The organism is Actinomadura madurae (assembly GCF_900115095.1).
Classification (GTDB): domain Bacteria; phylum Actinomycetota; class Actinomycetes; order Streptosporangiales; family Streptosporangiaceae; genus Spirillospora; species Spirillospora madurae.
Genome location: NZ_FOVH01000004.1, coordinates 624,783 through 648,938, shown reverse-complemented (window position 1 = coordinate 648,938; position 24,156 = coordinate 624,783). Strand labels below are relative to the sequence as shown.

Genomic DNA, 24,156 nt, shown 5'->3' with positions numbered 1-24,156 from the left:
AGATGAGCGAAGGGAACGGGCCCGCGGTCCGCCAGGTCGGCACGCGGGTGGTGTACGAGAACCCGTGGATGGTCGTCCGGGAGGACGAGGTCGAGCGGCTGGACGGCTCGCGCGGCATCTACGGCGTCATCGACAAGCCCGACTTCGTGCTGGTCATCCCGATCGAGGGCGACGGGTTCCACCTCGTCGAGGAGTACCGGTACCCGATCGGCAAGCGGACGTGGAGCTTCCCGCAGGGCTCGCTCCCCGGCCGGCGGGACGCCGATCCGGAGGAGCTCGCCCGGCTGGAGCTGGCGCAGGAGACCGGCCTGCGCGCCGGGACGCTGACGCATCTCGGCTACCTGAACTGCTCGCACGGGACGAGCGGGCAGGGCTTCAACATCTTCGTCGCGTCCGACCTGGAGGCGGGGGAGACCGACCGCGAGCCCGAGGAGCAGGACATGCGGCAGAAGTGGGTGTCCCGGGAGGAGTTCAAGGCGCTGATCCGGGACGGCCGCATCACCGACGACTCGACGGTCGCCGCGTACGCCCTCCTCACGATCGAGTCGACAGGCTAGAGTCGGCGCAGTTCGTCGCGGTGCCGGCAGGACGCTCCTTCAGGATCTCGCGGGCCCGCTCCCGGGCGAGGTTCGTGCTCATCGCCGCGTCGCCCTCCCGCAGATCGAAGGCGACCCCGCGCAGCGTGCACGACCGCAGAGGCTCGGGCAGCCGGTCCAGGGCGGGAACGGCGTCGGCGGACAGGTTCCGCAGGTACACGATGTCGATCTTCCCGGTGTCGGAGTACCGGGCGACGTTGTGCTCGGCGATGAACCCGTCCGGGTTGATCCCCGCCAGCGCGATCATCGCGACGGCGCCGCTCGCGGCGACCGCGCGCGGCAGCCAGGCGACGCGGCCCTTCACGATCCCGGCGACGGCCACCAGCACCACGACGAAGCCGAGCCAGAACTCGAAGGCGTGCACCCACAGGCGCAGCCTCGTCCAGCCGTAGGTCTCCTCGTACAGGTACAGGCGGCGCAGGGCGACGGCGACGACGACCAGCGTCAGCGCGCAGAGCAGCCCCAGCAGGGCCTGGACGGTGACGCGGTCGGCGCGGCTCGCGGCCGGCGCGTACCGCTTCGCCACGGCGACGACCACGAGGACGAGCACGGTGACGACGACGAGCTGGAAGAACCCCTGCCGCGCGTACTCGGCGTAGGTGAGGCCGGTGGAGCGGAGCAGCTCGTCCTTGTCGTCGGCCAGGAAGACGCCCGCCTGGATCGCGCAGAACACCAGGAACAGCAGGTCGAGCGCGGCGATCGGCACGGCCCAGGACCAGCGGCCCGCCGGCTTGGCCCGCTCGGGGATCAGCATGTGCAGCGGCGGCGGCGCCTGCCCGAGGAACGCGCCGGCGCACGCGAGCACCAGCGTGATGCCGCCCGCGAACCCGTGGACGAAGACGGTGCCCGGCGAGACCTCCGGGACGAGCCCCTCGGCGAGGCTCCCGAACGCCGCGTCCGCGCCGACGAACAGCGCGCCGAAGACCGCGATCAGCCCGGCCGCGATCAGCCCGGTCCGGATGACCGGCCAGGTGTTGCGCCGCCCGGACGTCGCCGCCCCGTAGGCGCCGCGCGCCGTCCACGGCATCATCAGGGCGCCCGCCGGCAGGACGGCGAGCCCGCCGCACAGCACCTCCGCCCAGGACCGCCCGCCGGCCGTCCCGTACGAGCCGACGGCGATCGCGAGCAGGAGCGCCGGGGCGACGACCCACGGCGCGTCCCGGACGGCGGCGGTCGCGGACAGCGCGACCGCCAGCAGCACGAACGCGATGCCGGTCCGGTTCAGCCGCGCGAGCCGCCCGTACTTCGCGGAGGCCGGGCGCGCGATCCGTCCCGCCGACCACATCGACGCGCCCGCCAGGTAGGCGACGGCGGCCGCGGCGATGAGGACGCCGACGCCGAGGCCGTTCATCAGGGCCGGGCCGAGCGTGGCCGCCCCGATGACCGCGGTGACGACGGCGCCCGCGACGAGCGCCGGCGACATCGCCCGCGAGGGCTGCTTCCACGAGGTGAGCGCCTTCTCCAGCTTGGTCGGCGTGTAGACGAACGGCTGCGGCGGCGGATACCCGGGCCGCTGCGCGAACGGATTCACGCCGTGCGGCGCCGCCACCGGGGGACCGCCCGCCGCCTGCTGAGGCGCGGCCCACCCCGCCTGCCTGGTACCCGGCGGCGCCGCGGCCGCGCCGGACGCCTTCGCGGCGGTGCCGGCCTCCCCCGCGGAGGCGCCCGCCACGACCTTGCCGGGGCTGCCGGCGGGGGCGTTCGCCGGGGGTTCGCCGGGGTCGGGCGACTTCTCGGGCGACTTCTCGGGCGGGTCCTGCGGTGGGTTCGTCATGCGGGTTCTCCAAAGATCGGGGGGATCACGACGCGGATGCGGCAGCCGGTCGGGGTGTCGAGGACGGTGATGTCGCCGCCGTGCAGGTCGGTGGCCCAGCTCGCGATGGTGAGGCCGAGGCCCGTGCCGCCGCCGGGCGTGCCCGTGCCGGACGCCGCGCCGCGGGAGAAGCGCTCGAAGACGCGGTCGCGCTCTTCGGGCGGGATGCCAGGGCCCTCATCGGTGACTTCGATGACGAGACCGCCCTGCCCGTTCCCGGGTGGCCGGGCCGTGACGGTGACGGGCTTGCCCGCGCCGTGCCGGGCGGCGTTGTCGAGCAGGTTCGCGACGACCTGGTGGAGGCGGTCGCGGTCGGCGGCGGCGCGCAGGCCCGGCGTGACGTCGGGTTCGAAGACCGCGTCCGGGTGGCCCGCGCCCGCCTCCGCGACGACGTCGGCGACGAACGCGGCGATGTCGATGTCGGTGACGTCCAGGACCGCCGCCCCGGCCTCGACCCGCGACAGGTCGAGGAGCTGCGTGACGAGGCGGCCGAGCCGCTCGGTCTGGTCGAGGGCGGTCTGCAGGACGTCCGGCGTCGCGGGCGTGACGCCGTCCGCGACGTTCTCCAGGACGGCCCGCAGCGCGCTGATCGGGGTGCGCAGCTCGTGCGAGACGTTCGCGACGAACTCGCGGCGCTGCCGGTCGACCTCGGCGAGGTCGGCGGCCATCCGGTTGAACGCCTGCGCCAGCTCGCCGACCTCGTCCCGGGACGTGGCCCGCACCCGCCGGCTGTAGTCGCCGCGCGCCATGGCCCGCGCCGCCGCCGTCATCTCGCGCAGCGGCGCGGTCATGCCGTGCGCGAGCAGCTGGATGACGACCAGGGAGATGAGGACGCCGACCGGCAGCGTCTGCCGGGCCCGGAACCCCAGCGGGTAGCCCCACAGCACGATCAGCACGGCGACGCAGGCGGTGACGACCACCACGACGCCGAACTTCACCTTGATCGAGCGGAGCGGGTCCAGCGGGCGGGGCAGCCTCGCCCACAGCCTGTGGATGGCGGCGTTCACGGGGCCGCCTCCATGCTGTAGCCGACGCCGTGCACGGTCCGGATCAGCCCCTGGCCGAGCTTGCGGCGCAGCGCCTTGACGTGGCTGTCCACGACGCGGGTGCCGGACGCGTCCGCCCAGTCCCAGACCTGTTCGAGCAGGACGGCGCGGGTCAGCACCGTCCCGCGGTTGCGCAGCAGGCAGGCGAGCAGGTCGAACTCGGTGGGCGTGAGGTGCACCTCGCGGCCGTCCCGGCGGACGCGCCGCGCCCGCTGGTCGACCTCCAGGTCGCCGAGCCGCACCGGCTCGTCCGCGGCGTCGATCGCGGGCCGCTCGACGCGCCGCAGCACGGCGCGGATGCGGGCGACCAGCTCCCGCATGCTGAACGGCTTGGTCACGTAGTCGTCCGCGCCGACGCCGAGGCCGACGAGCAGGTCCGTCTCGTCGTCGCGGGCCGTCAGCATCAGCACCGGCACGGGACGTTCCGCCTGGACGCGACGGCAGACCTCCAGCCCGTCGAACCCGGGCAGCATGACGTCCAGGACGATCAGGTGCGGCCGGTACCCGCGGGCGCGCTCGACCGCCGAGGGCCCGTCACCGGCCACCTCGACGGCGAAGCCCTCGGCCGTGAGCCGGTCGGCCACCGCGCGCGCGATGGTCGGCTCGTCCTCCACGACGAGGACGCGCGTCTCGTTCTCGGTCACGGAACCCGACTCTAGAAGCCCGGTATGCACGCGCCGGGTGCGATGTGTGCAGGACTTGTGAAGATCTCCGGGTCAGATCTCCCACGTGTGGACGGGGTCGTTGCCGCGCAGATGCTCGGCGTAGGAGCGGGTCATCATGCGCAGCGCGTCGTGGCGGGACAGGCCGTGCTGCTCTTCGAGGAGGCCGACGGTGCCGATCTGCCAGGCGGCGCCGGTCCGCCCGGTGACGCAGCGCCGCTCGATGATGCCGAGCAGGTGGTCGCGGCGGACGGGGTCGACGCCCCAGCGGTCGAGGCCCTCGTGGGCGAGGGGGAGCAGCTTGCGCAGGATGAGCTCGGGTGCGGGCACCTCGCCCATGCCGGGCCAGTAGAGCGTCGATTCGAGGCCGTCGCGGGCGGCGCGGTGCAGGTTCTCCTCGGCGGTGGCGAACGACATGCGCGTCCAGACGGGACGGTCCGCCTCGGCGAGCATCCGGACGAGGCCGTAGTAGAAGGCGCCGTTGGCGACGACGTCGGCGACGGACGGCCCGGCCGGGAGGACGCGGTTCTCCACGCGCAGGTGCGGCCGGCCCTCCACGACGGCGTAGATGGGACGGTTCCAGCGGTAGATCGTCCCGTTGTGGAGGGTCAGCTCGCCGAGCTCGGGGATCCGGCCCTCGTCCAGGACCTCGCGCGGCTCCTCCTCGTCGCACAGGGGCAGCAGGGACGGGAAGTAACGGGTGTTCTCCTCGAACAGGTCGAAGACGGAGGTGATCCAGCGTTCGCCGAACCACACGCGCGGCCGGACGCCCTGGGTCTTCAGCTCGTCCGGGCGGGTGTCGGTGGCCTGCTCGAACAGGGTGATGCGGGTCTCGTGCCAGAGCCGGTGCCCGAACAGGAAGGGGGAGTTGGCGCCGACGGCGACCTGGGCGCCCGCGATGGCCTGGGCGGCGTTCCAGTAGGCGCCGAACTGGTCGGGGCTGACCTGGAGGTGGAACTGGACGCTGGTGCACGCGGCCTCGGGGATGATCGTGTCGGCGTGCATGCGCAGCGGCTCGGGTCCGTCGATCGCGATCCGCATCTCCTCGCCGCGCGCCGCGAAGATCTGGTCGTTGAGCATCTTGTAGCGGGCGTTGGCCGACAGCGACTCCTCGCCGATGTCGGTCTTGCGCAGCGTCGGCAGGATCCCGATCATGACGAGCCGGCCGCCCACCTCGCGGGCGCGGCCGTCGGCGTGCACGAGCTGCTCGCGGACCTCGCTCTCCAGCTCGCCGGTGCCCTCGCCGCCGAGGATCCGGGGCGGAATGTTGATCTCCAAGTTGAACTGGCCCAGCTCCGTCGCCCAGGCGGGGTCGGCGATGGCCTTCAGAACGTCCGCGTTGCGCATCAGCGGGTCGCCCAGCGAGTCGATCAGGTTGAGCTCGATCTCCAGGCCTATGTGGGGCCGCTCGAAGTCGAACTGGGATTCGCCCAGCATGCGGGCCAGCACGTCCAGGCACCTTCGTACCTTGTCGCGATACCGCCGCCGGTCCTCGCCGCTGATGGTGACCGAGGCCACGTCCCTGCCCATGTGTCCGTCCCTGGTGCTCCGGAGGAACCGTCATAAAACGGGATGTCCCGGTGAGCGAGGGTGAAAACCCGGCGCGGAATTTCGGGCTCCCCGTTTCGTGACCGCCCGGTAGCGTGTGTCCTTGTGCCGGGAGACCGGGACGTCGGCCAGGAGGGTCCATGCGCGTGCGCCCCCGTTCCATCCGGGCCAGGGACACGCTCGTCGCCGCCGTCATCGCCGCCCTCGTCCTCGGCGTCACCGCGATCGGCGCCGACTACGCCGTGCGCAGCGCGGTCGAGGCCGATCTTCTCCGCGAGACCCAGGTCGACGCCCGGCGGGTGAGCGGCGCCGTCCGCGACGGGACGCTGGAGGGCACGATCCGCGACGACAGCCGGGGGCGCGTCCTCGTCCAGGTCGTCGAGCCCGGCGGGCGGGTGACCAACGCCACCCCCGCCGCAACGGACAGGCCGCCGGTGAGCAGACTCTGGCCGTCGAGCAACCTGCGGGTCTGGGACTTCACCGCGTGCCACGGCTCCTGGCCGGGCCGCGAGTGCTTCGTCGTCGAGGCCATCCGGGTCAGCACCGCGGCCGACTCCGTCGTGGTGTACGCGGCGAACCGGCAGCCGTCCTACCTGGTCAACGGCCTGCTGGAGGCGGTCCTGGCGCTCGCCGTGCTGCTGCTCGCCGGGTTCGCCGCGTGGGTCACCTGGCGGGTCGTCGGCCGCACCCTCGGCCCGGTCGAGGCGATCCGCGCGCAGCTCGCCGAGATCAGCGCCACCGACCTCAGCCGCCGGGTGCCCGAGCCGGCCGGGGAGGACGAGATCGCCCAGCTCGCCCGGACCGCGAACGAGACGCTCGACCGGCTGGAGCGCGCCGTCGGGCGGCAGCGGCAGTTCGCGTCCGACGCCTCGCACGAGCTGCGCACCCCGATCGCCGGGCTCCGGGCCAACCTGGAGGACGCGTCCATGCACCCGGAGGACAACGACCTGCGGGCAGTCGTCAGCTCGGCGCTGCGCGACACCGACCGGCTGGAGTCGATCGTCACCGACCTGCTGCTGCTCGCCCGCATCGGCACCGGCGGGACGGCGGTGCAGCGCCCGGTCGACCTGTCCGAGCTGGCGGAGGCCGAGATCGGCCGCCGCGCCTTCACGCTGAAGATCGTCACGGAGATCGCCGGCGGCGTCACGGTCCGCGGCGTGCGCATGCAGCTCGTCCGCCTGCTCGGGAACCTGCTGGACAACGCCGAGCGCTACGCCGACACGCGGATCACGGTGGAGCTGTCCGCGGCGGACGGCCTGGCGCTGCTGACCGTCACCGACGACGGCGCGGGCATCGCGCCCGCCGACCGGGAGCGCGTCTTCGAGCGCTTCACCCGGCTGGACACCGCGCGCAGCCGCGACGCCGGCGGCACCGGCCTCGGCCTCGCGATCGCCCGCGAGATCGCGCAGGCGCACGGCGGGACGCTGCGGGTCGAGGACCACCCGTCCGGGGCCCGCTTCGCCCTCCGGCTGCCCCTCGAATAGCGCGAGGGGCCGCCCGTGAACGGACGGCCCCTCGCGGCGCGGAGGCTCAGGCGCGGACGGCCTGGACCTCCAGCTGGATGTCGACCTTGTCGCTGAGCAGCGCCTTCTCGCCCTTCAGCGGCACGTTGAACTCGATGCCCCAGTCCTTGCGGCTGATCGAGACCGCGGCGGAGAACCCGGCGCGCGTCCCGCCCCAGGGGTCCTCGGCGACGCCGTTGAACTCGACGGACAGGGCGACCGGGCGGGTCACGTCCTTGATCGTCAGCTCGCCGTCCAGGAAGTACTCGCCGCCCTCGGCCCGGACGCCCTTGGTCGCGAACGTCATGACGGGGTACTTCTCCGCGTCCAGGACCTCGGCCGTCCGCATGTGCGCGTCCCGGTCGGGGTTGCGGGTGTCGATCGAGGCGACCTTGATCTCCGCCGTGGCGGTGGACTCGGAGAGCTCCTCCGCGATCTGCACGGTTCCGGTGAAGTCGGTGAACACGCCCCGCACCTTGGTCATCAGGTGCCGGATCACGAAGGTGACCTCGGAGTGGACGGGGTCGATGTTCCAGGTACCGGCGGTCAGCTCGGGGGCGACGGCGGCGATGCTCATGCTGGCTCCTCAGGGAAGGTGCTTGAAACTTCAACGACTGTCGAAGGTTAGTTGAGGGTTCAAACACATGTCAATCCCGGATTGTTCCGGGTGGTCCACCGAAACCGGCGAATCACACCCTGCAACTTGGTCCGCACACCGTGCAACCCCGCCGGGGCCTCGTGCGTAGACAGCGGGCACAGAGGCGAGCCGGAGCCCCCCTCCGGCGGATCACTTGGAGTCTTCGTGAGCGACGAACCACCGCGCGCCGCCCGGACGGCGGCCCCGGCACTGCTGGTGACGGCCCTGCTCGTGACCGGATGCGGAGGAGGTGACCACCCCGGGCCGGGCGGCGGCGCGTCGCCCGCGGGCGCCTCGGACAAGCTGCCGCAGGCGACCACCTACACGACGCTGAACGACCTGCCGCGCGACTCGGCGCCGTCCGGCACGACGGACGGCACGGTGGTGCACCCGGACGCGACCGTCCCGGTGTCCGCCAAGCCCGGCGCCCCCGCCGTGGCGGAACTGCCCAGCACCCAGCTGAAGGGTCCCACCTGGGTGCCCGTCCTCGAGTCGCGGCCCGGCTGGCGGCGGGTCCTGCTCCCGAGCCGCCCGAACGGCGTGACGGGCTGGATCCCCGACTCCGGGCTCAAGGCCGCGCGCAGCTCCGGCGCCATCAAGGTCGACCTGAGCGACCGGCGGCTGACCCTGTCCCGCGGCGGCCGCAAGGCCGGTGCCTGGTCCGTGGCCGTCGGCGCGCCGAAGACCCCCACCCCCACCGGGCGGACGTTCCTGCTCGCCTCCCTGGCTCCCGAGAAGCCGACCTACAGCCCGCTGATCCTGCCGGTCGGCGCCCACTCCGCCACCCTCGACACCTTCGGCGGCGGCCCCGGGACGGTCGCGTTCCACGGCTGGCCATCGAAATCCGTCTTCGGCAAGGCCGTCACGCACGGCTGCGTGCGCGTGCCCGCGGACGCGCTGAAGCAGCTCGCGAAGGTGCCGCTCGGCACGCCCGTCCACATCACGGAATAGACGTCCGGCCGCCCGGCCGGTCCCGCTCGACCCCTCGAAACACGGAACCCCGAAGGAGAAATATCGTGCGTTTGCAGTCATTCGCCAAGTGCGCGGCCGTCGCCGGCGCGCTGGCCCTGCCGTTCACGCTGGGCGCCCCCGCCGCGTCCGCCACCAGCGGCGGCGCCGGCTCGGCCTTCGCGATCTCCGCCACCGGCGCGGTCGCCATCCCGGCGACCCCGTCGGTGACGTCCACCGCCCAGCAGCCGGAGCGCAAGAGCGTCGCCGAGCTGCCCGCCAACCCGCTGGTCGAGGCCCGGCTGCTGAACGCCGCCGCCTGGTCCGGGCACGCGCGGGCGTCCGTCGCCGACGTGAAGGTCGCGCGGCTCGGCCTCTCCGCGAGCGCCGTCACCGCCAAGTGCGAGAACGGCAACGGCATCTCCCACCTGGTCAAGGCGAAGCTGAACGGCCGGACGCTGAAGGCCGCCGCGACGCCCAACACGACCGTCAACGTCACCGTGCCCCAGCTCGGCAACGCCACGGTCACGCTGAACAGGCACGTCCGCGACAAGGACGGCACCCTCACGGTCACGGCCATCGAGGTGAGCGCGACCATCGCCGGCAAGACCCAGACGATCAGCATCGCGTCCGCCACCTGCGGCAAGGCCGGACAGCCGGGCCAGCCCGGACAGCCGGGCCAGCCGTCCGACCCGGGCACCCCGTCCTCCCCGGCCACCCCGCCGGGCGAGGCCCCGACCCCGACCCCGATCCCCGGCGACCTCCCCGTCACCGGCTGACCGTCCGCAAGGGCCCGCGCACCCGCCGGCGCGGGCCCTTGCCCCCGCCCCCCGGCGCCGGTCCGTGACCTCGAACCGTGTCGTACGGCCGACGGCCCGGCCCGGCCGTACACTCGAGAGGGAGGTACAGATCATGCGCACCGAGCGGGGCTACGAGCCGATGACCATCGCCGGTCTGGCTCGTCACCTGGGCGGCGGCCGAGACGACGAAACCCGATGGCGGCTGGTCGCGGAGTTCCTCGAAGAGTTCAGGCATGAGCCTCCGGCCGAACGCCTGGCGCTTCTCGCGGAGGAGCCTGCGAGCACCGGAGATCAACGCTGGGACGTGTTCCTGGCGGCGCTGGCCGAACATCTCGCGGCCCGGGACGGGCGGGGCGCTCCCTTGTGGGCCGAGGCCCGGCGTCTGGGCCGGTTCTGGTTCCCGTTCAACACCCCCGCCGCGAGGGTCGATGCCATCGTGCACGCTCCGGCCGCGTTCCGCCGGCGCGGAGTGTTCGTCGCCCCACAGGAACTGGAGGTCGCGTGAGCGACCCCGAACCGCTCCTCGACCGCGCCGCCCTCGATGACGTTTTCCGCAAGCTCGGTGATCGGCTGGTCCGTCGCGGCGTCGTCGCCGACATCTATGTCGTCGGCGGCGCGGCCATGGCGCTGGCCTACGACGCCCGGCGCTCCACCCGAGACATCGACGCGGTCTTCGAGCCGCATGGCATCGTGCTGGACGAAGCCCGCGCGCTCGCCCGGGAACTCGGGCTGCCTCCGTGGTGGCTGAACGAACAGGCAAGCGTCTACGTCGCTCCAGGCGGAGACCCCTCTGCCACGCGCGTATTCGACCACCCGGGTCTGCGGGTCTCGGCCGCCTCGCCTGAGCACCTCCTCGCGATGAAGGTGCTCGCCGCCCGCCGTCGCGACGCCGAAGACATCCGCTTCCTCGTCCGCCATCTCGAGCTCGGCTCCGCCGAGGAGGTTCTGGACCTCTGCGCCGACGTCTTTCCGGAAGAGCCCGTACCCGAGCGGGCACAGATGATCTTGGAAGACCTCTTCGAACCCGGCTGAGATCGTGTCCCGGCGCGGCCCCTGCGGGCCATGCGCGGTGCCACGACGAGGAGGTCGGGTACGCCGAACACCTCGGACGCGAAGCAGCCCGGATAGGCCAGCACACCGACGCGAAGCGCACTCACACGTCCTCCCTGTCATGGTCGCAGGTGGCGAGATTACCCCTGTAAATGGCGATCTGGCCCATCACCGGTGTGCGCTGCGTAGGACCACGCTTGTCGCCATGAGTGAGAAGAGCGATGTGATCGGGGACTTCGGCCGCCGGGGCGTGGACGTCGACGGGGTGGTGAAGACGGTCTACAGCGCGGGGGCGGGGCCTGCCGTGGTGGTGATGCCGGAGATGCCGGGGATCAGCCCGGACGTCCTCCGGCTGGCGCGGTGGGTGCGGGACGCGGGGTTCACCGTCCATGTGCCCTCGCTGTTCGGCGTCGACGGTGCCTATCCGACGGCCGAGAGCGGCGAGAAGATCGTGCGGCGGGCGTGTGTCAGCGCCGAGTTCCGGGCGTTCGCGGGGGGTGGCACCAGTCCGGTCACGGCGTGGTTGCGGGGGCTCGCGCGGCGGGCGCACGCCGAGTGCGGCGGGCCGGGGGTCGGCGCGATCGGGCTGTGTTTCACGGGGAACTTCGCCCTCACCATGGCGCTCGAACCGGCCGTCATCGCGCCGGTCGTGAACCATCCGTCGCTGCCGCTGGACGATCCCGCCGGGCTGGAGCTCAGTGACGAGGACGCCCGCGCGGTCAGGGACCGGGTCGCACGCGACGGGGTGAAGGTGCTCGCCTACCGCTTCGACAACGACCGCTGGTGCACAGGGCAGCGGTTCGCCGCCTACCAGGCGCTGCTCGGTGATGCCTTCGACGGGCGGGTCCTGCCGGGCGGCGCCGCCAACACCGATCCGCCGCCGTTCTTCCGCGACGTGGTCGGGACGCCGCACAGCGTCGTCACCGCCCATCTCGTCGACGAGGACGGGCATCCCACGGTGCGGGCCAGGGACGAGATCCTCGCCTTCCTGACCGAACGCCTGAAGCCCTAGGACGCGGCGGCCTCGGGGCGGGCGGTGAGCAGGGGGTGGGCGCTGCCTTCGAGGAGGACCTTCGCCACAAGCTGCGGGTCGTCGGCCATGGGGACGTGGCCGCAGCCCTCCAGCCAGACGAAGCGGGCGTGGGGCAGGCGGCGCTGGGCGCGGATGGCCTGGCTGCGCAGGAGCAGGCGGTCCTTGGTGCCCCAGGCGATCGTGACCGGGACGTCCGCGCAGGAGCCGAGGAACCGGGTGGTGCGGCCGGCGCGGAGGGTGGGCTCGAAGCCGGGGGCGTTCCGCAGGGCGCGGGCGTCGCCGGTGAGGGCCTCGACGTCCATCAGGTCCGGACGGCCGTAGATCATGCCGAACATCAGGGCGCGGCGGCGCGGCGAGCGGGCCAGCCGGGTGAGGAACGTCTCCGGGACGCGGGCGCCGAGGCGCGAGGCGCGCAGCACCGACATGCCGTAGCGGAGTTCGAGGGCGTTGAAGAAGCCCGCCGGGGACAGGGTGGTCGCGGAGCTGGCGAGGCCCCGGTCGGCGGCTTCGAGGGCGAACAGGCCGCCCAGGGAGTTGCCCGCGATGTGCGGCCGGTCCAGGCCGAGGCCGGCGAAGGACTCCGCGAGGGCGGAGACGGCGGCGTCCAGCGTGTAGGGGGTGCCCGGCGGGAGGGGCGGGGAGTCGCCGAAACCGGGCAGGTCGACGGCGATGACCTCGCGTTCGGCGGCGAGCAGGTCCATGACGGGCGCCCAGCCCTGGCGGCGGTGGCCGATGCCGTGCAGCAGGACGAGGGGCGGCCCCTCGCCGCGGCGCTCGAAGACGATGTCCACGGCCGCAGGGTAGGCCGGAAGTTACTCAGCGGTCACTAGTGATGCTCGTCACTGCGTGCATTCGGCGGGCCTGCGGTGCTCCAGAGCGGTCCGGAGCTGGGCGCGGCCGCGGTGGATCCGGGAGCGGACGGTGCCGAGCTTGACGTTCAGGGACGCGGCGATCTCCTCGTACGAGAGGCCCTCGATGTCGCACAGCACGACCGCGGCGCGGTACTCGGGGGCGAGCCCGTCCAGCGCCTTCTGGATGTCGTGGTCGAGGTGCCGGTCGTCGTAGGCCTGCGCCGGGGACGGCTCGCGGCCCTGGAGGCGCTCGGCGGCGTCGTCGCCGAGGGCGTCGAACCGGATCCGCTGCTTGCGGCGGGCTCGGTCGAGGAAGAGGTTGGTCGTGATGCGGTGCAGCCAGCCTTCGAACGTGCCGGGGCTGTAGGAGGACAGCGAACGGAAGACCCGGATGAAGACGTCCTGCGTCAGGTCCTCGGCGTCGTGCCGGTTGCCGGTCAGCCGGTACGCCAGCCGGAACACCCGGGTCGAGTGCTCGCTGACGATCTCCTCCCACGTCGGCGGGGTCCACGCCATCGCGCCTGCGCTCACCACTACCCCCGTCTGATACTGAATCGTTACGGCCAAGCATGCCGGTACCCGGATAAGAGCCGTGTAAGGACCGCCGGGGTGGCCGGATGAGGGCATCCGGTGTGTGATTCATCTCATTGGACGGAATGCCAACAAGGATTGAGTTCGCCGGCCGTCCGCGGAGAGGATCGGGACGGTCCCCACCCCGACACCGCGAGGACGTGGCATGGCGCGAAGCTACAACCTGGCCGACCTGCTCGAAATCCTCGCCGAGGCGGGGCCGGACCGCCCCGCCCTGGTGGCCGGGGACGAGCGGCGGACGTACCGGCGGCTGGACGAGCGGGCGAGCCGGGTCGGGCACCATCTCGCGGCGGCCGGCGTCCGGCCGGGCGAGCACGTCGCGATCCTCGCCCACAACCGGGCCGAGTGGATCGAGGCGATGTTCGGCGCGTTCAAGATCCGCGCCGTGCCGGTTCCGGTGAACTTCCGGTACGTCGCCGCCGAGCTGCGGCACGTCCTCGCCGACTCCGACGCGGTCGCGCTGATCGGGGAGCGGTCCCTGCTGGTGACGGTGGAGGAGATCCGCGCCGAACTGCCGAAGCTGCGGCACGTCGTCGTCCTGGAGGACGGGTGCGCGGACGACATCCCCGACGCGGTCGAGTACGAGAAGGCGCTCGCCGCGGCCGACCCGGGCGCCGACTTCCCGGAGCGGTCCAGCGACGACCGCTACATCATGTACACGGGCGGCACGACGGGCTACCCGAAGGGCGTCGAGTGGCGCTGCGAGGACATCTTCTTCGGCGCGCTCGGCGGCGGGAACGTCCTCGGAGACCCGATCGGCGCCCCGGAGGAGATCGCCGCCAACGCCGACCAGCCCGCGATGGCCGTCCTGGACTGCGCGCCGGTGATGCACGGCGCCGGGCAGTGGGTCGCGTGCATGGGGTTGTTCAGCGGCGCGAAGGTCGTCCTTTACACCGACCGCGCGTTCGACGCGGACCGGACGCTGCGGCTGCTCGCCGAGGAGCGGGCGAACGTGCTGATGCTGGTCGGGGACGTCATGGCGCGGCCGGTCGCGAAGGCCCTGGCCGGCGGCGGCCACGACACGTCGTCGCTGATGGCGATCGCGTCCGGCGGCGCGCCGCTGACGGAGGGCGCCAAGGCGGCGCTCCAGGAGCACCTGCCGGACATCATGTTCCTCGACAACTACGGGGCCTCGGAGACCGGCGCGTGCGGGCCGTCCGTCGGCGGCAACGAGGGGACGGCCCGGTTCATGATGAAGCCGGGGATCACCGTCCTGGACGACGACCTGAACCCGGTGAAGCCCGGCGGGACCGGCCGGCTCGCGCGCAGCGGCCGCATCCCGCTCGGCTACTACAACGACCCCGGGAAGACGGCGTCGACGTTCTTCACCGCCGCCGACGGCACCCGCTGGTCGATCCCCGGCGACTACGCGAGCCTGGAGGAGGACGGCACGATCACCCTCCTCGGCCGCGGCTCCCTGGTGATCAACACCGGCGGGGAGAAGGTCTACCCGGAGGAGGTCGAGGTCGCGCTGAAGGACCACCCCGCCGTGTACGACGCGGTCGTCGTCGGCCTGCCGGACGAGCGTTTCGGGCAGCGCGTCGCCGCCGTCGTCGCGCCGCGTCCCGGCAGCACGATCACGCTTGAGGAACTGACCGAATACTGCCGCGGCCGCCTCGCCGGCTACAAGCTGCCGCGGCAGATCACGGTGGTGGACGAGGTGCAGCGCACGGCCGTCGGCAAGTCCGACTACAAGTGGGCGAAGAGCGTCCTCGCGTGAATTGCGCGGGCGTGGCTTATACCACGCCCCCGCCCCTTTTCCCGGGCAGGCACCGGTCAAAAATCAATTGATGCCGAGGGAGCGTGCCTTGGGTGCGTTCCGGCGATTACCTCCGGCATGAGTGGGGATCGGCTGATTCCGCTCGCGCGACGGTATCGCCTGCTCTCCGTGGTCGGCAGGGGCGGCATGGGCACCGTTTGGCGGGCCTACGACGAGATGCTGGACCGGAACGTCGCCGTCAAGGAGGTGCAGCTCCCTCCGCGCATCACCGAAGGCGAGCGCAGGGTGATGTGCCGGCGCCTGCTCTGCGAGGCGCGCGCCACCGCCGCGCTCCGCCATCCGGGCGTCGTCGCCGTCCACGACCTCATCGTCGAGGGCGGTCGCCCGTGGATCGTCATGGAGTTCCTGGAGGCGTGCTCGCTGAACCGGCTGGTCACGGAGGGCGGCCCGGTCGGCGTCCGGCGGACCGCGGAGATCGGCGCCGCGGTGCTGTCGGTGCTCCGCGCGTCGCACGCGGTGGGCATCCTGCATCGCGACGTCAAGCCCAGCAACGTCCTGATCTGCGACGACGGGCGGGTCCTGCTCAGCGACTTCGGCCTGGCCGTCCACAACGGCAAGGGCCCCGAACCGGCCGACACGCTGCTCGCGGGCATCGAGGGCTCCCCCGCGTACCTCCCGCCGGAACGGGTGAACGGCCAGCCGAGCGTGGAGGCGTCCGACCTGTGGGCACTCGGAGCGACGCTTTACATGGCGGTCGAGGGTTTCTCGCCGTTCTTGCGTTGCCATGCTCTCGCGTCCATGGTGGCCGTCCTATTGGGCGACTATGCCCGCCCGGTGAGGGCCGGGCCGCTCACTCCCGTCATCGAAGGGCTGCTGCGGCAGAATCCGGATGACAGATTGACGGCCGAAGCGACCGCGGAAATGTTGCGGAACGTCATCGGAACCGTCCCGGAATCGGGCCTCACCCGGGCCGTGGTCCCCCGCCCGCGCCGTTTCTCCGCGCCCCGGATCCCTTTCCGGGGCAGGGCGTCCCGGCCGGCGGCGGCGCGGGCGCGCACGTTCCGGGGCCCGCGCGTCCCGTGGACGCTGCGTGACGGGAGGCGGCCCGGCGGCGCTCCGCCGTGCGGGTCGCGCTGGACGGCCCCGGTCCTGCCCCGGGGGCGGCGCCTGCGTCCGGGGGCGGTCGCCAGCGTGGCGGTCCTCGCGGCGCTCGCGGCCGGGGCGGGCACCTGGACGGCCCGGTGGACGTCGATCGGCAAGGGCGACGCGGTCGCGCTGCGCCCGGCGGCGGGCGTGACGGCGAAGACGGCGCGCTACCACGAGGCGGGGGCCTACTCGGTGCGCGTGCCGGCGGGGTGGCAGGCCGAGCGGCGCGGCAAGGTCATGACCTGGAGGGACATCGGCTCGAAACGGGGGCTGCGCATCTCCCCGGCCCCCGGCGACCCGCTGGCGGGGCTGCGCGCGGAGGAGGGCGGCGCGCTGGCGGAGCACCGCTACCCCGGCTACCGGCGGCTGCGGCTGGAACCGGTGCCCGAGGTCGTCGCGGGCGCCGCCGAATGGGAGTTCACCTGGCGCGAGGGCGCCCGGGAGGTCCGGCACGTGCTGTGCGGGCGCGCGGCCGGCTACCAGTTCTGCTTCTCGGCGCCCGATCCGGACTGGACGCCGGGCCAGCGCCTCTACGACCGGATCCTCAGATCGTTCAAGCCCGAGAAGGGCGAGTGACGCCAAGGACGGGTGACTGGGCCCTGCGGCCCGGTCAGGTCGTCTGCTGGAGGCGGAGCAGGAACTCGGCGTTGGACGAGGTCCCCTTCATCTTCTCCAGGAGCTGCTCGACGGCCTGCTGCCTCTCCAGCCCCTGGAGGGCGCGGCGCAGGCGCCACGAGAGGGCGAGCTCCTCGGGCGACATGAGCAGCTCGTCGCGGCGGGTGCCGGACGCCTCGATGTCGACGGCGGGGAAGACGCGGCGGTCGGCGAGGCCCCGGTCGAGCTTCAGCTCCATGTTGCCGGTGCCCTTGTACTCCTCGAAGAAGACGTCGTCCATGCGGGACCCGGTCTCCACCAGGGCGGTGGCGAGGATGGTGAGCGAGCCGCCGTTCTCGATGTTGCGGGCGGCGCCGAAGAACTTCTTCGGCGGGTAGATGGCGGTGGTCGCGACACCGCCGGCGAGGATGCGGCTGCTGGAGGGCGCCGCGAGGTTGTACGCCCGGCCGAGCCGGGTGATCGAGTCGAGCAGCATGACGACGTCGTGGCCCTGCTCGACGAGGCGCTTGGCCCGCTCGATCGCGAGCTCGGCGAGCGCCGTGTGGTCCTGCGCGGGCCGGTCGAACGTCGAGTGGATCACCTCGCCGCGGACCGACCGCTGCAGATCGGTGACCTCCTCGGGCCGCTCGTCGATGAGCACGACCATGAGGTGCACCTCGGGGTTGTTCTGCGCGATCGCGTTCGCGACGGCCTGCAGCACCATCGTCTTGCCGACCTTCGGCGGCGACACGATCAGCCCGCGCTGGCCCTTGCCGATCGGCGCGACCAGGTCGATGACGCGGGTCGCGAGCGGCCCGGTGTCGAGGCGCAGCCGCTCGTCCGGGTACAGCGGGGTCAGCTTGCCGAACTCGGGCCGGTGCGCCGCCTCCGCCGCCGGGAGGCCGTTCACGGTCTCCACGCGGGCGAGGGAGGAGTGCTTCTCCCGGCTGGACTTCGGCGGCCGGGCGGTGCCGGCGACGGCGTCGCCCGGCCGCAGGTGGTGCGCCTTGACCTGGGCGAGGGAGACGTGCACGTCGTCCTGCCCGGCGAGGTAGCCGGACGTGCGGACGAACGCGTGCTTGTCCTGGACGACGAGGAGGCCGTGGAACGGGACGGCCGGCGCATCGTCGGCGGCGCGCCGTCCCTGCTGCCCGCCCTTCCGGGCGCTCTGCGCGGGCACGCCGTGCGACGGGGACCGCGTCGGCGCCTTGCGGCCGGTGGCGGGGGGTTCGGAGGTGAGTGTGGAAGTGGACATGCGGGTCCCTTCTCAGGCCGGCGCGGAACGCTCCGCGCCGCCCGGGGTCGAATCCCGCGTACGGCGGCGGAACCCGCGGCGCGTACGCGAGGGGAATGCGAGGAATGCAGCTCGGTTCACCGGGCTGACGTGGCTCCCTTGGTGCGGCGATCCCGCACGCCTTGCAGCGTGCGGAACGGAGAATCACCGGGCTCTCAGATGGCCCGGGCGGGGAAGAAGCACTCCCGATGCAAGTCGCGGACATCCGGAGGTGCTGCCTTGACAGTACAGCACCGGAAGACCCTTCCGCATTCCCCCAAGGTCAGTGACGGCGGTGCCGGACCCGGTCGCTAGCATCGCGGTCGCGGCAGAGCGAGGGAGGACGATGGGCGAGGGGCTGGTCTACGAGGTCGCCGGAGGCGTCGGGACGGTCACGATCGACCGTCCGGCCAAGCGGAACGCCATGTCGGCGGACATGTGGCGGGCGCTCCCCGGCATCCTGGACGGTCTCGCCGCGGACCCGGACGTCCGGGTCGTGGTGCTGACGGGTGCCGGCGGGAACTTCTGCGCGGGCGCCGACATCTCCGAGCTGGCCGACATCCACCGCTCCGACGACTCGCACCTGGCGACGGTCGCGGAGCGGGCGCTCGCCGCGTTCCCGAAGCCGGCCCTCGCCGCGATCGAGGGGTACTGCGTGGGCGGCGGCTGCCAGCTCGCGGCGGCCTGCGACCTGCGGTTCGCGGCGGAGGGCGCGCGGTTCGGCGTCACGCCGGCCAGGCTCGGCATCGTCTACCCGGCCGCCGCGACGGCCCGGCTGGTCGGGCTGGTCGGGCCGGCCGCCGCGAAGTACCTGCTGTACTCGGCGGACCTGATCGACACCGCGCACGCGCTGCGCGTCGGGCTGCTGGACGAGGTCGTCCCGGCGGGCGGGCTGGCGGCACGCGTGGCCGCGTTCGCCGCGACGCTCGCGTCCCGGTCCCTGCTGACCCAGCAGGCGACCAAGGACATCGTGGACGCCATCGTCGCCGCCGGCCCCGTCGAGGAGAGGGCGCGGCGGTGGCACGCGGAGGTCGCCGCGAGCGGGGAGGTCGACGAGGGCGTCGCCGCGTTCCTCGAACGCCGCGCGCCCGCGTTCACCTGGACGTCCCCGGCGCGTTAGGGCGCCTCGCAGAACCGGCCCCGCGGGAGGCGCCGCAGGCGCGTGGCCGTGCCGGCCGGGTCGTCCAGCAGCCGGGCCGCCTCGGGGCGGAGCAGCTCGGCGAGCGGCAGCACCCCGCACACGAGCGACTCCGGCGTCCGGACGATGACGAGCGGCCCGACCTGCGCGCCGCCCCGCCCGGTGTCGCGCAGCGCGCCCAGCAGGGTCAGCGCCTTCCCGGTGGTCTCCGTGCAGTTCTCCCGGATCGCGGCCACGAGGTCGAGGAAGTCGCTCTCCAGGCCGCGCGGGCTGCGTCCGGACAGGTAGTAGCGGTCGCGGTCGGTCAGCTCGACGCGGAGCCCGTGATGCTCGGCGAACCGCTCGTAGGGGCCGGTCAGCGCGGGCCGCGCCCCGGCCGGGACGACCGTGAGGGCCCCGGCGACCAGGTCGGCCGGGTCGGCGCCGAGGGACGCGGCCACGGCACCGTCGAGCCGTCCGACGAGGTGCGCGCGGAGCCCGGTGATCTCGGTGGACAGCCGGTCCACGGCCTCCCGCTGCTCGTCGGCGGCCTCCCGCTGCCGCTTGAGCCGGTCGCTGACGTCCGGCACCAGCCGGTCGTTGATCTGCGTGATCAGCGACCTGATCCGGGCGTCGGTCTCGGCGAGCGCCTCCCGGTCGCGGTCCTGCTCGGCCGTGAGCCGGTCGAGGCGGTCCCGCTGGGACGCGCGGAACGACTCCAGCTCGTCGCGGGTGCCCTTGAGCGCGCGGAGCTGCGTGCGGATGTCGGCGATCTCGGGCGCGCCCGGCGTGCGCCTGCGCTCGAACGCCAGGTAGAGCTCCCGCCCGGCGATGGCCAGGCACAGCAGAACCAGAATCACCGTCATCGCGCCCTCCCCGGGCCTGCTCGCCGGGCAGACTATGCCAATCGGCGTGGCCCCGGGTACCCGCGGTACGTGCGGGGCGCCGTCAGCGGTTGAGGTACGCGAGGACGGCGAGGACGCGGCGGTTGTCGTCGCCGGTGACGGGCAGGTCGAGCTTGGCGAAGATGTTCGCGGTGTGCTTGGTGACGGCGCGCTCGGTGACCACGAGCTTCTCCGCGATCGCGGCGTTGGAGCGGCCCTGCGCCATCAGCTCCAGGACCTCGGTCTCGCGCGGGGTGAGGCGGGCCAGCGGGGTGTCGCGGGTGTTGCTGGCGACGAGCCGGGAGATGACCTCCGGGTCCATCGCGGTGCCGCCCGCGGCGACCCGGCGGACCGCGTCCACGAACTGGGCCGCGTCGAACACCCGGTCCTTCAGCAGGTAGCCGACGGCGCCGGTGCCGTCGGCGAGCAGCTCCCGGGCGTACAGCTGCTCGACGTACTGCGACAGCACCAGGACGGGCAGGCCCGGGACCTGCCGCCGCGCCTCCAGCGCCGCCTGCAGTCCCTCGTCGGTGAAGGACGGCGGCAGGCGCACGTCGACCACCGCCACGTCCGGGCGGTGGTCGAGCAGTGCCTTCAGCAGGGAGGGGCCGTTGTCGACGGCGGCCGCGATCTCGAAGTCGTGCGACTCCAGGAGACTGACGAGGCCCGCTCTCAGGAGGGCGAGGTCTTCGGCGAGGACAACGCGCACGGCAGCTCCATGGTCACGATCGTCGGGCCGCCCACGGGGGAGTTGAGGGCGAGGACGCCGTCGAATGTACCGATCCGCCGTTCGATCCCGCGCAGCCCGCCGCCGCCGTCGAGGGACGCGCCGCCGCGGCCGTCGTCGGTCACGCTGATCCGCAGCATGCCCCGCTCGTACCGCATGTCGACCCAGACGCGGGACGCGCCGGAGTGCTTGGCCGCGTTGGTGAGGATCTCCGACACCGCGAAGTAGGCGGCGGACTCGACCGGCGGCTCGGGCCGGGCCGGCAGGTCCGCCGACACCTCGACCCGCATCGGGTGGTCGAGCGCGAGGGCCTTGACCGCGTCGCCGATGCCGCGGTCGGCGAGCACCGGCGGGTGGATGCCGCGGACGAGGTCGCGCAGCTCGTGCAGCGCCTTCGCCGACGACGCGCGCGTCTCGGCGAGCAGGGTGCGGGCCTTCTCCGGGTCCTTGTCGAGCAGGTGCTCGATCGCGCCGAGGCTCATCCCCATCGCGACGAGCCGGGCCTGCGCGCCGTCGTGCAGGTCGCGCTCGATGCGGCGCAGCTCGGCGGCGGACGCGTCCACCGCGTCGGACCGGGTCTCGGTGAGGTGCTGGACGCGCAGCGCCAGCTCCGACTTGCGCGTCGGGCCGAGGACGGCGCGGCCCCAGTGCCCGTAGGCGTTCATCATCTTCGGGCCCATGAAGTACCCGGCGGCGATGCAGGCGGTGGCGACGGCCACCGTGGACAGGACCCGCCCGGTGTCCTGGTCATAGCCCTCGGTGATGTGGATGTAGGTGTACCACTCGCTCCCGCCGTAGTGGCCGATCATCCCGCCGGCGAACGCGGCGAGGGCGTACCCCCAGATCCCGTACAGGATCAGCAGGCCGGGCAGCGCCGCGGTGAACATCGCGACGAACGGGTCGGCGACGACCCAGAGGTAGTCGCGCCAGGTGGCCGGGTCGGAGATCAGCGCGACGAACCGCTTGAACATGCCGTTCAGGCCGGGTTCCTGCTCGGGTTCCGGCAGGTACGGGCGCTCGATCCGGACCTCGGTCCACCGGTTGATGCGCTCCCGGTAGGCGTCGAGCTGCGTGCGCAGCAGCATCGCCGCGGACGGGAACAGCAGCACCCCGACGAAGCTCGTGATCATCGAGATGACCGTGATGAACCACAGGCCGACGAGCGTCGCCGGGACGCTCAGCAGCCACAGGGCCAGGCCTCGCCAGGGTGCCCGGACGTGCTGCTGCAACCGAGTCTCTTTCACCAGTCCACCGTCCACCGGGTCCTCCGCGGGTCGCTTGCCGTCTTGCGTCCAGTCTTCCGGCGGGCGTCCCTGTGCACAGTGTGCCCGCAACCCGGCCCGGCGGTGTAGTTGAGTACACCCCCTGACGCCGTCCAGCCCCATGTCGCGGCGGGTGCGGGCTTCCTAGCTTCATAGGTGCCACCCCGCATTCGACCACTCAGGGGACCCCCATGGAACGGAATCTCGCCGCGGCGCTCGGAGGCTGGAGCGCGCGGCACCGCATGACCGCCATCCTCGGCTGGCTGCTGTTCGTCGTCCTCGCCTCGGTGCTCGGCGGGGCGGCCGGCCAGGTGACGATGGAGGACCACGAGCAGGGCACCGGGCAGTCCGCGCGGGCGGTGCAGATCCTCACGGACGCCGGGGTCGAGGACCCCGACCACGAGACCGTGCTGCTCTCGGGCGTCGCGGCGGACTCGCCCGAGATGCGGCGGGCGGTCGCGGCGGTGCGGGCGAACGTCTCGGCCACCGGGGTCATCACCGAGCTGCGTCCGGACGTGACGTCCAAGGACCGCCGCCACGTGATCGTGCAGTTCACGGTCAAGGAGACGCCGGACGATCCGCTGCCCGCCATCCGGGGCGCGGTGGAGAAGGCGCAGCGCGACAACCCGTCCGTCCGGATCGGGGAGTTCGGCGGCGCCACGGCCGACGCCTGGTTCGACAAGGCGCTCGGCGACGACTTCCACCGGGCCGAGATGACGGCCGTGCCCCTCGCGCTCGGCATCCTGCTGGTCGCGTTCGGGGCGCTGCTCGCGGCGGTGCTGCCGGTCGTGCTGGCTTTCACCGCGTTCCTCGCCGCCGGCGGGCTGCTCGCGTTCACCAGCCACGCGCTGCACGTCGACCAGACGACGAACTCGGTGATGCTGCTGATGGGCCTCGCGGTCGGCGTCGACTACTGCCTGTTCTACCTGCAGCGGGAGCGGGAGGAGCGGCGCCGGGGCAGCGACCGGGAGGCGGCGCTGGCGATCGCCGCCGCCACCTCGGGACGCTCGGTGCTGGTCTCCGGCCTCGCGGTGATGGTCGCGATGTCCGGGATGTTCCTGTCCGGCCTGCTGCTGTTCAAGGCGATGGCGATCGCGACGATCCTCGTGGTGTTCATCGCGATGCTCGGCTCGGTGACCGTCCTGCCGGCGCTGCTGTCGCTGCTCGGGGACAAGGTCGACTTCGGCCGGATCCGCCTTCCCGGGCGCCGCGAGGGGCGTGCCGGGCTGGTCGGGACGATGCTGAGGCCCGTCCTCGCGCGTCCCGGGATCGCGGCCGTGCTGTCCGCCGGGCTGCTGCTCGCCCTGGCGGCGCCCGCGCTCGGCATGAAGACCGAGCGGCTCCGCGTCGACCAGCAGATCCCGCCCGGCGAGGAGATCGCGCAGACCTACACGCGGCTCAACCAGGCGTTCCCCGGGAACCCGGAGCCCGCGGTCGTCGTGGTGAAGGCCCGCGACATCGACGCGCCGCGCGTCCAGGCCGCGATCGCCGACCTGAAGCGGCGGGCGGTCGCGTCGGGCGAGATGAACGAGCCGATCGACGTCACCGTGCACGGGCGGGAGAACATCGCGGAGATCGAGGTGCCGCTAGCGGGGACGGGCTCGGACGCGGCGTCCAAGCACGCGCTGGGGACGCTGCGGGAGCGGATCGTCCCGCAGACCGTCGGGAAGGTCGGCGAGGCGCCGGTCACCGGCCAGCTCGCCTGGTCGGTCGACTACAACGACCGGCTGAAGTCGAGCATCGTCCCGGTGTTCCTGTTCGTCATGGGCATCACCTTCCTGCTGATGCTGGTCTTCTTCCGGTCGCTGCCGATCGCGCTGTGCTCGATCGTCCTCAACCTGCTGTCGGTGGTCGCCGCCTACGGGGTGATGGTCGCGGTCTTCCAGCACGGCTGGGGCGACGGGCTGGTCGGGACGAAGGGCGCCGGCGCGCTGGAGTCCTGGATCCCGCTGTTCGTCTTCGTGGTCCTGTTCGGGCTGTCGATGGACTACCACGTGTTCGTGGTCTCCCGGATCCGCGAGGCCTACGACCGGGGCCTGGACACCACGCGCGCCGTCCGGGAGGGCATCGGCGCCACGGCCGGCGTCGTGACCGGCGCCGCCGTCATCATGATCGCCACGTTCGGGATCTTCGGGACGCTGTCGATGCAGGACTTCAAGCAGCTCGGCGTCGGCCTCGCCGTGGCGGTGCTGATCGACGCGACGGTCGTCCGGGTGGTCCTGCTGCCCGCCGTCATGTCCCTGCTCGGGCGGGCGAACTGGTACCTTCCGCGCTGGCTGGGGTGGCTGCCCGGCGTCACGCACGGCGAGGACCCCGCCCCGGCGCCCGAGCCGCTCGTCCCGCAAACCTAGTGCGC

General features: G+C 73.0%; 22 protein-coding genes. 11 read left to right on the top strand and 11 right to left on the bottom strand.

Annotation, left to right across the window (positions count from 1 at the left end):
- Positions 1 to 2: 2 nt before the first annotated feature.
- Complete coding sequence (locus tag BM339_RS15785) at positions 3 to 557, top strand: NUDIX domain-containing protein (protein WP_021598639.1); 555 nt, start codon at positions 3 to 5, stop codon at positions 555 to 557.
- Here the strand turns inward: BM339_RS15785 and BM339_RS15780 are convergent.
- From BM339_RS15780 to BM339_RS15765, 4 genes are all read right to left on the bottom strand, one after another.
- On the bottom strand, positions 535 to 2,370 hold the full coding sequence (locus BM339_RS15780) for a DUF4153 domain-containing protein (RefSeq protein ID WP_075021283.1): 1,836 nt from the start codon (positions 2,368 to 2,370) through the stop codon (positions 535 to 537). The two genes, BM339_RS15785 and BM339_RS15780, sit on opposite strands and share 23 nt — an antisense overlap.
- Entirely contained in the window at positions 2,367 to 3,416 is a 1,050-nt protein-coding gene (locus tag BM339_RS15775) for a HAMP domain-containing sensor histidine kinase (protein ID WP_021597390.1), read from the bottom strand. Before BM339_RS15775 ends, BM339_RS15780 begins: the two co-directional genes overlap by 4 nt.
- On the bottom strand, positions 3,413 to 4,099 hold the full coding sequence (locus tag BM339_RS15770; RefSeq protein WP_021597389.1) for a response regulator transcription factor: 687 nt from the start codon (positions 4,097 to 4,099) through the stop codon (positions 3,413 to 3,415). Before BM339_RS15770 ends, BM339_RS15775 begins: the two co-directional genes overlap by 4 nt.
- Positions 4,100 to 4,171: 72 nt before the next feature.
- Complete coding sequence (locus tag BM339_RS15765; protein ID WP_021597388.1) at positions 4,172 to 5,647, bottom strand: glutamate-cysteine ligase family protein; 1,476 nt, start codon at positions 5,645 to 5,647, stop codon at positions 4,172 to 4,174.
- Between the two features lie 158 nt (positions 5,648 to 5,805).
- Here BM339_RS15765 and BM339_RS15760 point away from each other — a divergent pair, with 158 nt between their 5' ends.
- Positions 5,806 to 7,149 carry a sensor histidine kinase gene (locus BM339_RS15760; protein WP_075021282.1) on the top strand — a complete coding sequence of 448 codons (1,344 nt, stop codon included), beginning with the start codon at positions 5,806 to 5,808 and terminating at the stop codon, positions 7,147 to 7,149.
- 46 nt (positions 7,150 to 7,195) lie between these two features.
- On the opposite strand, the gene BM339_RS15755 is transcribed toward BM339_RS15760, so the two are convergent.
- A complete protein-coding gene (locus BM339_RS15755; protein ID WP_021597386.1) occupies positions 7,196 to 7,744 on the bottom strand; it encodes a YceI family protein in 549 nt (182 codons plus the stop codon).
- Positions 7,745 to 7,969: 225 nt separating this feature from the next.
- Here BM339_RS15755 and BM339_RS15750 point away from each other — a divergent pair, with 225 nt between their 5' ends.
- The 5 genes from BM339_RS15750 to BM339_RS15730 all read left to right on the top strand — a co-directional run bounded on the left by BM339_RS15750 (position 7,970) and on the right by BM339_RS15730 (position 11,614).
- A complete protein-coding gene (locus tag BM339_RS15750) occupies positions 7,970 to 8,755 on the top strand; it encodes a L,D-transpeptidase (protein ID WP_021597385.1) in 786 nt (261 codons plus the stop codon).
- 65 nt (positions 8,756 to 8,820) lie between these two features.
- Positions 8,821 to 9,531: a choice-of-anchor P family protein gene (locus BM339_RS49860; RefSeq protein ID WP_152564048.1), complete on the top strand. Its 711-nt coding sequence runs from the start codon at positions 8,821 to 8,823 to the stop codon at positions 9,529 to 9,531.
- A 133-nt stretch (positions 9,532 to 9,664) separates the two neighbouring features.
- Positions 9,665 to 10,057: a hypothetical protein gene (locus tag BM339_RS15740; protein WP_075021281.1), complete on the top strand. Its 393-nt coding sequence runs from the start codon at positions 9,665 to 9,667 to the stop codon at positions 10,055 to 10,057.
- Positions 10,054 to 10,584, top strand: coding sequence for a DUF6036 family nucleotidyltransferase (locus tag BM339_RS49855; protein WP_075021280.1), 531 nt, complete (start codon positions 10,054 to 10,056; stop codon positions 10,582 to 10,584). The genes BM339_RS15740 and BM339_RS49855 overlap by 4 nt, the downstream gene beginning before the upstream one ends.
- Positions 10,585 to 10,807: 223 nt before the next feature.
- Entirely contained in the window at positions 10,808 to 11,614 is an 807-nt protein-coding gene (locus BM339_RS15730) for a dienelactone hydrolase family protein (protein WP_024935826.1), read from the top strand.
- On the opposite strand, the gene BM339_RS15725 is transcribed toward BM339_RS15730, so the two are convergent.
- Together BM339_RS15725 and sigE are read right to left on the bottom strand one after the other, a co-directional pair.
- On the bottom strand, positions 11,611 to 12,426 hold the full coding sequence (locus BM339_RS15725; protein ID WP_021597381.1) for an alpha/beta fold hydrolase: 816 nt from the start codon (positions 12,424 to 12,426) through the stop codon (positions 11,611 to 11,613). The genes BM339_RS15730 and BM339_RS15725 overlap by 4 nt on opposite strands.
- A gap of 48 nt (positions 12,427 to 12,474) precedes the next feature.
- Positions 12,475 to 13,002 (bottom strand): RNA polymerase sigma factor SigE, encoded by a 528-nt coding sequence (gene sigE / locus BM339_RS15720; protein ID WP_021597380.1) that lies wholly within the window; start codon positions 13,000 to 13,002, stop codon positions 12,475 to 12,477.
- 220 nt (positions 13,003 to 13,222) lie between these two features.
- On the opposite strand from sigE, the gene BM339_RS15715 reads away from it, so the two are divergent.
- Together BM339_RS15715 and BM339_RS15710 are read left to right on the top strand one after the other, a co-directional pair.
- The gene (locus BM339_RS15715) at positions 13,223 to 14,797 is read left to right on the top strand and encodes an acyl-CoA synthetase (RefSeq protein WP_075021279.1); all 1,575 of its coding nucleotides are present in this window, start codon (positions 13,223 to 13,225) and stop codon (positions 14,795 to 14,797) included.
- A 117-nt stretch (positions 14,798 to 14,914) separates the two neighbouring features.
- Positions 14,915 to 16,519: a serine/threonine-protein kinase gene (locus BM339_RS15710; RefSeq protein WP_081842742.1), complete on the top strand. Its 1,605-nt coding sequence runs from the start codon at positions 14,915 to 14,917 to the stop codon at positions 16,517 to 16,519.
- Between the two features lie 34 nt (positions 16,520 to 16,553).
- Here BM339_RS15710 and rho read toward each other — a convergent pair whose 3' ends face one another.
- Positions 16,554 to 17,792, bottom strand: coding sequence for a transcription termination factor Rho (gene rho / locus BM339_RS15705; protein WP_083597645.1), 1,239 nt, complete (start codon positions 17,790 to 17,792; stop codon positions 16,554 to 16,556).
- 364 nt (positions 17,793 to 18,156) lie between these two features.
- On the opposite strand from rho, the gene BM339_RS15700 reads away from it, so the two are divergent.
- A complete protein-coding gene (locus tag BM339_RS15700; protein ID WP_021595334.1) occupies positions 18,157 to 18,930 on the top strand; it encodes an enoyl-CoA hydratase/isomerase family protein in 774 nt (257 codons plus the stop codon).
- Here BM339_RS15700 and BM339_RS15695 read toward each other — a convergent pair.
- From BM339_RS15695 to BM339_RS15685, 3 genes are all read right to left on the bottom strand, one after another.
- On the bottom strand, positions 18,927 to 19,793 hold the full coding sequence (locus BM339_RS15695; RefSeq protein WP_075021277.1) for a hypothetical protein: 867 nt from the start codon (positions 19,791 to 19,793) through the stop codon (positions 18,927 to 18,929). The two genes, BM339_RS15700 and BM339_RS15695, sit on opposite strands and share 4 nt — an antisense overlap.
- 82 nt (positions 19,794 to 19,875) lie before the next feature.
- Positions 19,876 to 20,520 carry a response regulator gene (locus BM339_RS15690; protein ID WP_021595336.1) on the bottom strand — a complete coding sequence of 215 codons (645 nt, stop codon included), beginning with the start codon at positions 20,518 to 20,520 and terminating at the stop codon, positions 19,876 to 19,878.
- Complete coding sequence (locus BM339_RS15685) at positions 20,484 to 21,782, bottom strand: sensor histidine kinase (RefSeq protein WP_235206473.1); 1,299 nt, start codon at positions 21,780 to 21,782, stop codon at positions 20,484 to 20,486. The genes BM339_RS15690 and BM339_RS15685 overlap by 37 nt, the downstream gene beginning before the upstream one ends.
- 209 nt (positions 21,783 to 21,991) lie before the next feature.
- Between BM339_RS15685 and BM339_RS15680 the strand changes: the two genes are divergently transcribed.
- Positions 21,992 to 24,151 carry an MMPL family transporter gene (locus BM339_RS15680; protein WP_075021276.1) on the top strand — a complete coding sequence of 720 codons (2,160 nt, stop codon included), beginning with the start codon at positions 21,992 to 21,994 and terminating at the stop codon, positions 24,149 to 24,151.
- Positions 24,152 to 24,156 lie beyond the last annotated feature (5 nt).

Coding starts and splice junctions, on each gene's coding strand:
- BM339_RS15730 (WP_024935826.1), top strand. CDS start 10,808: ATGAGTGAGAAGAGCGATGTGATCGGGGACTTCGGCCGCCGGGGCGTG.
- BM339_RS15785 (WP_021598639.1), top strand. CDS start 3: ATGAGCGAAGGGAACGGGCCCGCGGTCCGCCAGGTCGGCACGCGGGTG.
- BM339_RS15780 (WP_075021283.1), bottom strand. CDS start 2,370: ATGACGAACCCACCGCAGGACCCGCCCGAGAAGTCGCCCGAGAAGTCG.
- BM339_RS15700 (WP_021595334.1), top strand. CDS start 18,157: ATGGGCGAGGGGCTGGTCTACGAGGTCGCCGGAGGCGTCGGGACGGTC.
- rho (WP_083597645.1), bottom strand. CDS start 17,792: ATGTCCACTTCCACACTCACCTCCGAACCCCCCGCCACCGGCCGCAAG.
- BM339_RS15740 (WP_075021281.1), top strand. CDS start 9,665: ATGCGCACCGAGCGGGGCTACGAGCCGATGACCATCGCCGGTCTGGCT.
- BM339_RS15760 (WP_075021282.1), top strand. CDS start 5,806: ATGCGCGTGCGCCCCCGTTCCATCCGGGCCAGGGACACGCTCGTCGCC.
- BM339_RS15680 (WP_075021276.1), top strand. CDS start 21,992: ATGGAACGGAATCTCGCCGCGGCGCTCGGAGGCTGGAGCGCGCGGCAC.
- BM339_RS15755 (WP_021597386.1), bottom strand. CDS start 7,744: ATGAGCATCGCCGCCGTCGCCCCCGAGCTGACCGCCGGTACCTGGAAC.
- BM339_RS15715 (WP_075021279.1), top strand. CDS start 13,223: ATGGCGCGAAGCTACAACCTGGCCGACCTGCTCGAAATCCTCGCCGAG.
- sigE (WP_021597380.1), bottom strand. CDS start 13,002: ATGGCGTGGACCCCGCCGACGTGGGAGGAGATCGTCAGCGAGCACTCG.
- BM339_RS15765 (WP_021597388.1), bottom strand. CDS start 5,647: ATGGGCAGGGACGTGGCCTCGGTCACCATCAGCGGCGAGGACCGGCGG.
- BM339_RS15710 (WP_081842742.1), top strand. CDS start 14,915: ATGAGTGGGGATCGGCTGATTCCGCTCGCGCGACGGTATCGCCTGCTC.
- BM339_RS15695 (WP_075021277.1), bottom strand. CDS start 19,793: ATGACGGTGATTCTGGTTCTGCTGTGCCTGGCCATCGCCGGGCGGGAG.